Source organism: Pseudomonas sp. NLJ1 (genome assembly GCF_049486705.1).
GTDB lineage: Bacteria > Pseudomonadota > Gammaproteobacteria > Pseudomonadales > Pseudomonadaceae > Aquipseudomonas > Aquipseudomonas inefficax.
This window is the reverse complement of sequence record NZ_CP137735.1, coordinates 450,625-462,633: the sequence shown is the minus strand read 5'-3', so window position 1 is coordinate 462,633 and position 12,009 is coordinate 450,625. Positions and strand designations below refer to the sequence as shown.

Below are 12,009 nucleotides of genomic sequence, written 5' to 3'. Positions count from 1 at the left end.
GGGGTTCTTGTTAGGGTAAATGCTCTAAGCGACGAGGGCGGCTTTATAATGAATCTTTGCTTTCGTAATGCCACTTTCCATAACCAGCGCAATCATGCCAAAACATATACGCCTTATGGCTTTTCCGTCAGCCCGGAATGTTTGGCTCTTATCGGGTTTGCCGGTCAATTGCAAGACATGTTTAGTGGCTGTTATTTGCTAGGGAACGGGCGCCGTACATATAGTTCATCACTTTGCCGCTTTGTCAGTCCCGACTTTTTGAGCCCGTTTGGTCGTGGTGGGGTAAATGCCTACGCATATTGTTCCGGTGATCCCGTGAATTATATTGATCCTTCAGGATTCAACAGGAACGGAGTCAGGGGGCGAGCGAATCCTCAAATGGAGTTGGATATTGCCGTTTTGGAAGTCGCAGGTTTTCCGCCAAGCTTGCATCCACAGCTTTCGCACTTCAGGAAGGTGGCAAGGGGAATACATCGAGGGCAAATGGAAAACAGCAAAGTAGTCGCACGATTATATAAGCAAGCTGCTCCACACTATGCGTACAATCGATGGGACCTTAAATACAATTTTGAAACTGGTGGATTTGCAGCGGATTTTGTGAGTGGTGATCCTATTTCTCATTTGCCGGCTGGTAATTATGAAGTGAAGCAGAATGTCTTTGTATTAGGCGTTGGAGCTTTTAGGCCTGCACGGGGGCTCGGAAATTATAAGTCTTACGAAGTCAGTAAAGCAGACCTCGCGGGATTTTCGCTTCCCGCTGCTCAGCACGATAGAGCGCAGCTTGGAGAGTCAGCATGGCCTGAAGTTGCTAAAGCAATGTGGAATGTGCGTTTTGGAAGGGAGATCGACAAGTTTGATGAGATGCTTGAAAACTATGGACCACCGGCAGTCCCCACTCCACCCCCTAGGCGGCGCTGATCTTGGACGCGAGCCTTTATCGCATTCGTCGTAGAGGCACGCCGTGCATTGAGCCGCGCCGGGGAAAGTCATTCAATGCGCGCAGCGGCTGGCATCGCCTTGTTCCGCTGGTACCTTGCGCGCCGCCGCCAGGATGGTCGCCAGCACGATCATGGCGATGAACGCCGGGAAGCTGGCGAAGCCCAGGGTGGCCACGGCCACGCCGCCAACTTCACGGCGATGAAGAAGGTTACCCAGTGGGCAGCCAGCAGGGCGCCGGTCAGGCCCAGCACCGGCAGATTGCGCAGGGTGAGGGCGTCTAGCAGGCGCGCGCCCGTGAGCCCGGCGACGAAGCCCAGGGCGATGAAGGCAAAGGAGGCGCGGCCGAAGGTGATGATGCTGGCGTCGGCCTCGATCAGGTGACCGAGGATACCGGTCAGGCCGAACAGCACAGCGGCGATATGGGCAGCGCACATAAATTTTCGCATTGGCTCCCATAGATGGAGCATGGAAATCTGCTTGGGTTTTGTGCTGCCCGTACCGGCCTCTTCGCGGGCTTGCCCGCTCCCACAGGAATGTCACCGGCCTCGAAGGCTGTGGTGTCCCTGTGGAAGCGGGCAAGCCCGCGAAGAGGCCGGCACTGGTTGAATCAGTGCCCCATGGCCACCTTGGCACTCATCTGCCGGCGACGGTAGGCGCTGTCACGGCTGGCCAGCCACCAGTACAGCGGCGAGGTAACCGCCAGCCCCACCAGCCACGACAGGTCCGCACCGTTGATATGCTCGGAAATCGGCCCGACATACAGGGGCGTGTTCATGAACGGGATCTGCACCACGATGCCCACGGCATAAGCGATCAGTGCCTGCGGGTTGTAGCGCCCGTAGATGCCGCCATCGACCTGGAAGATCGACTGGATGTCGTAGTCACCCTTGTGGATGGCATAGAAGTCGATCAGGTTGATCGCTGTCCACGGCACCAGCACCACCAGCAGCACCAGCACCATGTCGACGAAGTGGCCGATGAAGTCCGCCGAGGCGAACACCGCCACCACGCAACAGGCCGTCAGTACGACCAGCGACAGCACGGCGCGGCTCCTGGCGGTGGGGATCCAGCGGTGGGCGAAGGTTTGCACCAGGGTGATGATCGACAGCACTGCGCCATACAGGTTGAGGGCGTTGTGGCTGATCACGCTGAGCAGGAACAGCACCAGCATGATCGGGCCGAGGGTACCGGTGGCCAGCTTGACCGCGTCCATGGTGTCCATGCCGGCCGGGATCGCCAGCACCGCCACGGCGCCGAAGATGAACGACAGGCTGGAACCCAGGGCCGAGCCCAGGTAGGTAGTCCAGAACGTCGAGCTGACCTTCACGTCTGCTGGCAGGTAGCGCGAGTAGTCCGACACGTAGGGCGCAAAGGCAATCTGCCACAGCGCTGCCAGCGACACCGTGGCCAGCCAGCCCGCCGGGTTGAAGCCGCCGCGCGTGAGGAAGTCGTCACTCTGTACGTGGCTGAAGATGTAGCCGAAGCCGACCACGATGCCGATACCCAGCACCCAGGTACCAATGCGGTTGAGCACGTGGATGAAGCGGTAGCCGATGATGCCGATGATGCCCGAGCCCAGCGCACCGATGACAATGCCCACCGACACCGGCACGGCATCGACCACGCCGTGCAGCGACTTGCCCGCAAGGACGATGTTGGAGGCGAAGAAGCCGATGTACATGACCCCGGCGATCACCACCACCAGCAGCGCACCGAGCGAGCCGAACTGGGCGCGGCTCTGGATCATCTGCGGGATGCCCATTTGCGGGCCTTGTGCCGAGTGCAGCGCCATCAGTACGCCACCGACCAGGTGGCCGACCAGGATAGCGACGATGCCCCATACCAGGTTCAGGTGGAACAGTTGCACACCCAGTGCGCCGGTGACGATGGGTAGCGGCGCGATGTTGCCGCCGAACCACAGTGTGAACAGATCCCTTACCTTTCCATGGCGGTCTTGCGGGGGCACGTAGCCGATCGTGTGTTTTTCTATGAGGGGTGCCGAATTGGCTGCACTGGTCATGACTGACTCCAAGGCAAGGTAGGGCATCGGGAGCTGCCCGGGGGCGTGCCGGCGAAGGGCGACGCGTTCTTGTTGGAGCGATGATGCGGGGCGCGGGGGCAACGAGAAATTAGTAAATATGTGCCCATAAACGTTAAAAAAACTAAGGCTGACAAAAGGTTAAGCGGGGGACGGTAGCAAGGAGGGTGCCAGGGGGCGGGAGGGCTTGGGCTAGAGGGATTTGGGCCTGATGGAGGCGAGAAGCGGTGTGCTTTGGTGGTGCGCCGTGCGCGTTTGCAGGGCGGATAGAAATGCTGCCTGTGCTGGCCCTTTCGCGGGTGAACCCGCTCCCACAGGTACTGCGCATGGCTTGAAATCAATGCGGTCGAGGTGGGAGCGGGTTCACCCGCGAAAGGGCCGACACAGGCAAAACGCTACATCGGCAACAACCGATCCTGAATCACCTCTTTCATCACCAGCGTCGAACTCAACCGCTTCACATTGGGAATGCTGGTCAGCTGCTCGTCATACAGCTTCTGGAACGCGGGCAGATCCTTGGCCACCACGTGCAGGAGGTAATCCGGGTCGCCAAACAGCCGCTGTGCTTCGACGATCTGCGGGATTTCAGCCAGCGCCGCTTCGAAGTCCGCAACCGGCTGGCGGGTGACTTCGCGCAGGGTCACGAACACCAGCGCGGCAAAGTTCAGCCCCAGCGCGCTCGGCGCCAAGCGGGCGTGATAACCAAGAATCGCCCCTGATTCCTCCAGTGCCTTCAAGCGCCGATGGCAGGGCGACAGGCTGAGCCCCACACGGTCGGCCAGTTCGGTCACCGATAACCGACCGTCTTTTTGCAGTTCGGCAAGCATTTTTCGATCGGTCCTGTCCATCGAGAAGAATCTTCCAGTAATTGAAGGTTGTCGGGGAATATACGAAAGAAAATCCCTTGGCGGAATCCGTAATCTTTGGTCATCCCAAAGCAGTGGAAAAGGAAGATTCAAGTGGCTCTCAGTGTTCTGACGGCGTTCTGGGCCGTGTCGATGCTGTTCGTTATTACCCCGGGCGCGGACTGGGCCTATGCCATTTCGGCCGGCATGCGCGGGCGCTGGGTTATGCCTGCGGTGGCGGGGATGCTGTCGGGGCATTTCCTCGCGACCCTGGTGGTGGCGGCCGGGGTCGGCAGCCTGCTGGCCGGCCACCCGCTGGCGCTGACCTTGCTGACCCTGGCGGGGTGCAGCTACCTGCTGTGGCTGGGTGGCAACCTGCTGCTGAGCCCGGCATTGCCGGCGGCTGGGCGGGACGGGGCGGGGGAGTCGGGTTCACGCTGGGCATTGAAGGGGTTTTGCGTCAGTGGCTTGAACCCGAAGGTGTTCCTGCTGTTCCTGGCCCTGTTGCCGCAGTTCACCGACCCGCAGTCGAGCTGGCCGGTGCCGCTGCAGATCTTGCTGCTGGGCCTGGTGCACCTGTGCAGCTCGCTGGTGATCTACTCGCTGGTCGGCTATGGCGCCAAAGCCGTGTTGAGCACTCGGCCGGGGGCTGCGAGGCTGGTTGGCCGGGTGTCGGGAGTGGCGATGATAACGGTGGCCCTGGGTTTGATAGCCGGCCAGATTCGTTGAGGCCGGTACAGACGACAAGCAAAGCCTCGGATAAACTCGCAGCACTTCAACGCACATCCAGGACGTGCCCCATGCCAGAAACCACACAGCTGCTCACCTTCGCCCTGATCTGCCTCGGCATGGTCCTTACCCCAGGGCCGAACATGATCTACCTTATCTCCCGATCGATTTGCCAGGGCCGCAAGGCCGGGCTGATTTCGTTGGGTGGTGTGGCCCTGGGCTTCGTCATCTACATGTTCTGCGCCGCGCTGGGCATCACTGCCCTGGTGATGGCTGTGCCCTTTGCCTACGACGCGCTGCGCATCTGTGGCGCGTTGTACCTGTTGTACCTGGCCTGGCAGGCACTGCGCCCTGGTGGCCGTTCGCCGTTCCAGGTTCGTGATCTGCCTGCCGACAGCCCGCGGCGGCTGTTCACCATGGGCTTTGCCACCAGCCTGCTCAACCCCAAGATCGCCGTCATGTACCTGTCGTTGATGCCACAGTTCATCGAGCCGGGGCATGGCAGCGTGCTGCTGCAGTCGCTTGTGCTGGGGTCGACGCAGATCGCCATCAGTGTTTCGGTCAATGCACTGATCGCTATCATGGCCGGGTCCATCGCCCTGTTCCTCGCCGGTCGCCCGCTGTGGCAGCAGGTTCAGCGCTGGCTGATGGGCACAGTACTGGCGGGCCTGGCCGTGCGCATGCTGGCGGAAGGACGGCGTTGAGCGCTAGGCTTCGGGCGGTGGTTCCTGGGGCAGGTACAAGGTAAAGGTGGTGCCTTGGCCCGGGACACTGTTCACCTGCACATCGCCCCCGGACTGCCTGGCAAAACCGAACACCTGCGACAGCCCGAGCCCGGTGCCTTCACCCGGTGCCTTGGTGGTGAAGAACGGGTCGAAGATGCGCTCCAGCAGTTCGGCGGCAATGCCGACACCGCTGTCGCTCACCGAAATCGCCGCGAACGGGCCCGGTTGTGGCGCCTGGCCGCGCAGGGCGGGCAGATGCTGGTCGGCCTGCAGGCGCAGTTGCAAGGTGCCTTCGCCGGCCATGGCATCGCGGCCGTTGAGCATCAGGTTGATTACCGCGGTTTCCAGCTGATTCAGGTCGGCGCGGATATGGCAAGGCGCCTGCGGCAACTGCAGCTCGACCTGGATCCGTGTACCGGTGGCAGTGTCGAGCATGTCGGCCATGGCCTCCAGCCGTGGCCCGGCCTCGAACACTTGCGGGCTCAGGGCCTGGCGGCGGGCGAAGGCCAGCAATTGGCCGGTCAGCCTGGTACCGCGGTCGACGGTGTCGGATATGGTCTGGAGGTAGCGTTCTCGTCGCTGTGCATCGAGGTCAGGGCGTTGCAGAAAGTGCAGCGACGAGCGAATGATGGTCAAAAGGTTGTTGAAGTCATGGGCCACGCCACCGGTCAGTTGGCCGATGGCTTCGAGCTTCTGGGTCTGGCGCAGCACGGCTTCTGTGTGCAACAACTGGCTGGTGCGTTCGTCGACGCGCTGTTCGAGGGTGGCATTCAGTGCCTCCAGTGCCGCCATGGCGTCGCGTACCTTGGCGTGGGCCTGTCCCCGCTGTATATGCGCCCAGGAGCGCTCGGTGACTTCGCTGATCAGCGTCTGCTCATGGTAGGTCCACTTGCGTGGCGCCTTGTCGTGGATGGCCATCAGCGCGGTCAGCCGGCCGCCTTTGATCAGAGGCATGCAAATGGTCGCGGTAATGCCGATGGCCTGGAAGGTGGCAGCTTCCTCCGGGGATAGCTCGCTCAGGTTGTCCTGGATGACCAGCGGCAGGCCACTGCGCAGGCGGCCGAGCGCCAGCTTGCCGAAGTCCTGCAGCCGGTAGCGGCCCAGCAGGTGCGGCGAGCCGGGCGCCACGGCGTCACCGCAGATGGTGAAACCGTCTTCGTCTGGTTCCATCACCGCGTAGGCGCAACTCGACAGTTGCAGGTGCTCGACCAGCATGCGCGTGGTAGTTGCAAGGATCTGCTCCGGGTCGGTGGCATCTGCCACGGCGCGGCCCAGGTCGTCGAGGAACTTCAGGCGCTGGTTGGCGAGCACGCTGGCGGTGGTTTCGGTGACCGTATCCAGCATGCCCAGCACCTTGCCATCGTGATCGCGGATGGGGCTGTAGCAGAAGGTGAACCAGGCCCGTTCGGGGCCGCCGTTGCGGTCGATGACGAGCGGGAAGTCTTCGATGTACACCGCCTCGCCAGCCAGGGCGCGGTTGGCCAGGTCGCTGATATCAGCCCAGGCTTCCTGCCAGACGGTGCTGAAGGGGATGCCAAGTGCCGAGGGCTTTTGCCCGAGAATCTGCGAGAAAGCGTCGTTGTGCAGGGTTAGCAGGTCGGGGCCCCACAGTACGGCTTGCGGGAAGCGCGAGGCCAGGCACAGGGCCAGGCAAGTTTTCAGCGAGTCAGGCCAGTGCTGCAGAGGGCCCAGCGGGGTGGCGGCCCAATCGTGGTTGCGGATGCGCTCGGCCATCAGCCCGCCGCCGTCTAGCCATTTTGCCATGTGTTCTGCTGGTCCTTTTTCGCAAGGCCCTAAGGGTGCATCCAGAATAGACGTTTGGCGAGAATTTTTGGTGGCTGTATCGGCCTCTTCGCGGGTAAACCCGCTCCCACAGGGATAGCACATTGCTCAAGGTGTGCACCGTACCTGTGGGAGCGGTTTTACCCGCGAAGAGGCCGGCCCAGGCTAGCGAATGAAGTGCACTTTGCCAGTGTCGTCATTGCCCATGTAGATGCCATAAACCCCGGCCTGTCGCTCGAGGATATAGCGCTCCAGGATCTGCCGGATCGCCGGGTAGTAGATTTCATCCCAAGGGACTTCATCCGGCTCGAAAAACTTGTACGCCAGCGTTTCCGGCCCGTACTGCCCGGTTTCTTCGGTGGCGATGGCGCGGAAGATGATGTAGACCTCGCTGATCTTCGGGACGCTGAAGATCGAGTACGGCGAGACGATTTCGGCGCGTACACCGCTTTCTTCCCAGACCTCGCGCAGTGCGGCCTGCTCGGTGGTCTCGCCAGCTTCCATGAACCCGGCCGGCAAAGTCCAGGTGCCAGGGCGCGGCGGGATGGCGCGCTGGCACAGCAGGTACTTGCCATCACGCTCGATGATGCAGCCGGCGATGATCTTCGGGTTGATGTAGTGGATATAGCCGCAGCCGGTGCAGTGCAGGCGTTCGTGGGTGTCGCCTGTGGGAACGCCCCGGGCCAGTTCCGTGGTGCAGTGCGGGCAGTAGCGCGGGGCGTTGGGCATGATCAGCGCCTATGGGTGGCTTATATGCGTGGATCCTTCAGCGCCAAGGGCTCGACCATGTCGCGCACCTTGACGTTGTCATCCTGCTTCTGGCGCAGGTAGTCCAGGGCCACTTTGGCGGCGGCGCGGACGTGGTCGACCGAGGCCTGGTGGGCAACCAGCGGGTCACCGCTCTTGATCGCCTCGACGATCTTTTCCATTTCGCGGTTGCTGGCGCCGCGGCGGTTCTCCTGCGACACCGAGGTGGCGCGCAGGTAGCTGATGCGCGCTTGCAACTGGCGCAGCTGCTGTGCCGCCACCTGGTTGCCGGAGCCTTCCAGCAGCACATCGTAGAAACCTTGTACCGAATCCAGCACCTGTTGCAGCTCGCCTTCCTCGAGGGCTTCGCGGTTGACCTCCAGCGCGCGTTCCAGGGCACGAATGTCCTTGGCCTTGGCATTGAGGGTGAACAGTTGCACGATCAGGCCTTCGAGCACGCAGCGCAGCTCGTAGATGTCGCGGGCGTCTTCCAGGGTGATGATGGCCACGCGCGGGCCCTTGGCGTCGGCGAATTCCACCAGGCCTTCGGACTCCAGGTGGCGCAGGGCTTCACGCACCGAGGTGCGGCTGACGCCGAGGCGGTCGCAGAGGTCGCGCTCGACCAGGCGGTCGCCTGGCAGCAGGTGGAAGTTCATGATCGCGGCGCGCAGCTTGTCGAGCACGATTTCGCGCAGGGTAACGGGGTTGCGGTTGACCTTGAAGCTGTCGTCGAGTGGCTGGCGTTTCATCAAGTGCGCTCTTAAAGAGGCTGCCCGGCCGCAACCGCAACAGCACCACGAACCTTGGGTGCTCCTTGCGTGGGTTCGAACAGCCCGGTGTTAACGGGTTGACTCCGCATCGGCTTCAGCGAACGCTTCGCGGGCCAGGCGGAAACTGTCCACCGCCGCGGGCACGCCGCAATAAATGCCGACCTGGAGCAGGATCTCGCGAATCTGTTCACGGCTCAGGCCATTACGCAAGGCGCCGCGAATGTGCAGCTTGAGCTCGTGGGGCCGGTTGAGCGCGGAAATCATGGCCAAGTTTATCATGCTGCGCTCTTTGAGCGACAAGCCTTCGCGGCCCCAGACGTGGCCCCAGCAGTATTCGGTGACCAGCTCCTGCAACGGCCTGGTGAAGTCGTCGGCGTTCTGGATCGAGCGGTTGACGTAGTCCTCGCCCAGCACCTGGGTGCGGATCTGCAGGCCTTGTTCGTACTTTTCATTGCTCATGGGCAGTACTCCGGATTTAAACAGGGTCTTTTGCGTTGGCTTCTTCGCGGGTGAACCCGCTCCCACAGGTACTGCACAGGTTTCAGCATCTGTGCGATCCCTGTGGGAGCGGGTTTACCCGCGAAGAAGCCAACGCCGAGCTCAAGGTCTATCAGCCCAGGGGCGGCAGGGCGCCCAGCTTGCCCTTGTGGTACACCATCGGCGTTACCGGTTCGGCCGGCAGCACCAGGTTCTTCACCGCACCGACGATAATCGCGTGGTCACCGCCGTCGTACTCGCGCCACAGTTCGCACTCGATGATCGCCGTGGCCTTGGCCAGCAGCGGGTTGCCCAGCTCGCTCAGGTGCCAGTCGATGCCGTTGGCCTTGTCCTTGCCCTTGCCGGCGAAGGCATAGGCCTCGGCGGTCTGGTCGGCGGACAGCAGGTGAATCGCGAACTGCTTGCTGTCACGCAGGATGGGGTAGGTGTCGGAGGCGTAGTTGGGGCAGAACAACACTAGCGCCGGGTCGATCGACAGCGCGCTGAACGCGCTGGCAGTGATGCCGACGATGCCACCGTCGGCGTCGAGGGTGGTGACCACCGTGACGCCGGACGGGAAGGAGCCCATCACGTCTTTGTAGATGCCTGGTTCGATCATGGGCGCAATCTCCTAGCGCATGACAAAGGGGTCGGGCATGGGCGCGGTGGACAGGTTGATCCACACCGTCTTCAGCTCGGTATAGGCCAGCACCGAATCGATGCCGCTCTCGCGGCCGTAGCCGCTATTCTTGAACCCACCGATCGGCGCCATGGCCGATACGGCACGGTAGGTGTTGACCCAGATGATCCCCGAACGCACATCGCGGGCCAGGCGGTGGGCACGGCCCAGGTCGCGAGTCCAGATGCCGGCGGCCAGGCCGAACTGCGAGTCGTTGGCGATGGCCAGGGCTTCTTCCTCGGTCTTGAAGCGGATTACCGCGGCAACCGGGCCGAACACCTCTTCCTGCATGATGGTCATCGAATTGCTGTCGCACTCGAACAGGGTCGGCTCGTAGAACCAGCCGTCACCCTCGACCTCGGCACGCTTGCCGCCCATGTGCAGCTTGGCGCCTTCGGCCTTGGCCGCGGCCACCAGGCCTTCGACCACTGCCAGCTGTTGCGCGGTAGCCATGGGGCCCATTTCGCTGGCGTCGTCCTGCGGGTTGCCGATGCGGATACGCTTGGCACGGGCGATCAGGCGTTCGACGAACTCGTCGAAGATTTCGTCCTGCACCAGCAGGCGCGAGCCGGCCACGCAGCTTTGCCCGGAGGCGGCATAGATGCCGGCCACGGCGCCGTTGATGGCGCTGTCCAGGTCGGCGTCGGCGAAGATGATGTTCGGCGACTTGCCGCCCAGCTCCAGCGACAGCTTGGCGAAGTTCTCGGCGCTGCTGCGCACCACGTGGCGGGCGGTGGCGGCACCGCCAGTGAAGGCGATCTTGCGCACCAGCGGGTGACGGGTCAGCGCCGCGCCGGTGCTGGGGCCGTAGCCGGTGACCACGTTGACCACACCGGCCGGGAAGCCAGCCTCGAGGGCCAGGCGGGCCAGTTCGAGGATGGTCGCCGAGGCGTGCTCGGACGGTTTGAGCACGATGGTGTTGCCGGCGGCCAGGGCCGGGGCCAGCTTGATTGCGGTGAGGTACAGCGGGCTGTTCCACGGGATGATCCCGGCCACCACGCCGATCGGCTCGTGCACGGTGTAGGCGAACAGGTCGGGCTTGTCCAGCGGCAGGGTGCCGCCTTCAAGCTTGTCGGCAAGGCCTGCGGTGTAGTGGAAGAACTCTGGCAGGTAGCCGACCTGGCCGCGGGTTTCGCGGATCAGCTTGCCATTGTCACGGCTTTCCAGCTGGGCCAGGTGTTCCTTGTTTTCGGCAATCAGGTCACCCAGGCGACGCAGCAGCTTGCCGCGCGCGGTGGCGGTGATGCTGCGCCATTGCTTGCTGTCGAAGGCGCGCTGGGCGGCTTGCACGGCCAGCTCCACATCGGCCTCGTCGGCGTCGGGCAGTTGCGCCCAGGCCTGGGCGGTGGCCGGGTTGAGGCTGTCGAAGGTCTTGCCGCTCTGGGCATCGCGCCATTGGCCGTCGATGCACATCTGGAAACGAACGAGGGTCATGCAACAATCCCCTTGGCGGATTCGGTGAGGGTGCGGGCTTGCGCGAGGAAGTCCAGCAGCATCTTGTTGACTTCACGCGGTGCTTCCACTGGCATCATATGCCGTTGCTCGGCGAGGACCACGCTGCGTGCACCAGGAATGCTGGCGGCGAGCTGGCGGGTCATGGCCGGGGTGGAGCCCGAGTCGAGTTCGCCAGTGGCGATCAGCGTCGGTACCTGGATACTGGCCAGGTCGGCGGCGCGGTACATGTCCTGGGTGGCGAACAGCGAATAAGTGGTGTGGTAGCCCTGCGGGTCGTTGCTCGCCAGCACCTGGCGAATGGCGGCGACCTGCGCCGGGTTGGCAGCCTTGTATTCGCGGCTGAACCAGCGGTCGAGCGCGGCGTCGACGTTGGCGTCGGGGCCCATCTGCGCAGCCTGGGCGGCGCGGGCGATAACCCCGGCACTCTGCTCGGGGGTGCGGTTGAACACGCTGTTGAGCACTACCAGTGCCGCCAGGCGTTGTGGGTAGCCGAGGGCGAACGCCCGGGCGACCAGGCCGCCCATGGAGAAGCCGATCACGGTGGCTTGCGCGATCTGCAGGTGGTCGAGCAGTTCGGCGAGCTGGGCGGCATAGCCTTCCAGGCCAATGTCGGCGGCTGGCAGCGCGCTCTGGCCGTGGCCGAGCATGTCGTAGGCGATGACGCGGTAGTCATTGGCCAGGCCAACGAACTGACCGCCCCACATTTCCTTGTTCAGGCCCACGCCGTGGATCAGTACCACGGGTTGGCCCTGGCCGACGGACAGGTAGCTGGTGCCGGCGGGTGTGCGTTCAGCGACAGGCTGAATCATGGAGGGCGCTCCTT

The 12,009-nt window shown here is 63.0% G+C and carries 12 protein-coding genes and 1 pseudogene; 3 read left to right on the top strand and 10 right to left on the bottom strand.

All coding sequences use genetic code 11. The features are described from left to right. The first annotated feature begins 48 nt into the window (after nt 1-48). Nucleotides 49-918 carry an RHS repeat-associated core domain-containing protein gene (locus R9B85_RS02055; RefSeq protein ID WP_112252644.1) on the top strand — a complete coding sequence of 290 codons (870 nt, stop codon included), beginning with the start codon at nt 49-51 and terminating at the stop codon, nt 916-918. 147 nt (nt 919-1,065) lie between these two features. Here the strand turns inward: R9B85_RS02055 and R9B85_RS02050 are convergent. The 3 genes and pseudogenes from R9B85_RS02050 to R9B85_RS02040 form a co-directional block, all read right to left on the bottom strand. Beyond that, nucleotides 1,066-1,406: pseudogene (locus tag R9B85_RS02050) on the bottom strand (EamA family transporter); the annotation flags it as partial. Nucleotides 1,407-1,546: 140 nt separating this feature from the next. Beyond that, a complete protein-coding gene (locus R9B85_RS02045; RefSeq protein WP_207879053.1) occupies nt 1,547-2,959 on the bottom strand; it encodes a purine-cytosine permease family protein in 1,413 nt (470 codons plus the stop codon). Nucleotides 2,960-3,372: 413 nt separating this feature from the next. After that, complete coding sequence (locus tag R9B85_RS02040) at nt 3,373-3,825, bottom strand: Lrp/AsnC family transcriptional regulator (RefSeq protein ID WP_207879057.1); 453 nt, start codon at nt 3,823-3,825, stop codon at nt 3,373-3,375. Nucleotides 3,826-3,936: 111 nt separating this feature from the next. Here R9B85_RS02040 and R9B85_RS02035 point away from each other — a divergent pair, with 111 nt between their 5' ends. Then, on the top strand, nt 3,937-4,551 hold the full coding sequence (locus tag R9B85_RS02035) for a LysE family translocator (protein ID WP_112252641.1): 615 nt from the start codon (nt 3,937-3,939) through the stop codon (nt 4,549-4,551). A gap of 71 nt (nt 4,552-4,622) precedes the next feature. Then, a complete protein-coding gene (locus R9B85_RS02030) occupies nt 4,623-5,255 on the top strand; it encodes a LysE family translocator (protein WP_112252640.1) in 633 nt (210 codons plus the stop codon). Between the two features lie 3 nt (nt 5,256-5,258). Here R9B85_RS02030 and R9B85_RS02025 read toward each other — a convergent pair whose 3' ends face one another. From R9B85_RS02025 to R9B85_RS01995, 7 genes are all read right to left on the bottom strand, one after another. Further along, complete coding sequence (locus R9B85_RS02025; RefSeq protein WP_423770773.1) at nt 5,259-7,040, bottom strand: ATP-binding protein; 1,782 nt, start codon at nt 7,038-7,040, stop codon at nt 5,259-5,261. A 183-nt stretch (nt 7,041-7,223) separates the two neighbouring features. After that, a complete protein-coding gene (locus R9B85_RS02020) occupies nt 7,224-7,787 on the bottom strand; it encodes an NUDIX hydrolase (RefSeq protein WP_112252638.1) in 564 nt (187 codons plus the stop codon). A gap of 20 nt (nt 7,788-7,807) precedes the next feature. After that, nucleotides 7,808-8,554, bottom strand: a complete 747-nt coding sequence (locus tag R9B85_RS02015; protein WP_063913667.1) for a GntR family transcriptional regulator — start codon at nt 8,552-8,554, stop codon at nt 7,808-7,810. 90 nt (nt 8,555-8,644) lie between these two features. Continuing rightward, nucleotides 8,645-9,034: a carboxymuconolactone decarboxylase family protein gene (locus R9B85_RS02010; protein ID WP_207879046.1), complete on the bottom strand. Its 390-nt coding sequence runs from the start codon at nt 9,032-9,034 to the stop codon at nt 8,645-8,647. 151 nt (nt 9,035-9,185) lie between these two features. Next, nucleotides 9,186-9,671, bottom strand: a complete 486-nt coding sequence (locus tag R9B85_RS02005; protein WP_112252637.1) for a flavin reductase family protein — start codon at nt 9,669-9,671, stop codon at nt 9,186-9,188. A gap of 12 nt (nt 9,672-9,683) precedes the next feature. Beyond that, nucleotides 9,684-11,165: an aldehyde dehydrogenase gene (locus tag R9B85_RS02000; RefSeq protein WP_112252636.1), complete on the bottom strand. Its 1,482-nt coding sequence runs from the start codon at nt 11,163-11,165 to the stop codon at nt 9,684-9,686. After that, nucleotides 11,162-11,995, bottom strand: coding sequence for an alpha/beta fold hydrolase (locus tag R9B85_RS01995; protein WP_112252635.1), 834 nt, complete (start codon nt 11,993-11,995; stop codon nt 11,162-11,164). Before R9B85_RS01995 ends, R9B85_RS02000 begins: the two co-directional genes overlap by 4 nt. Nucleotides 11,996-12,009 lie beyond the last annotated feature (14 nt).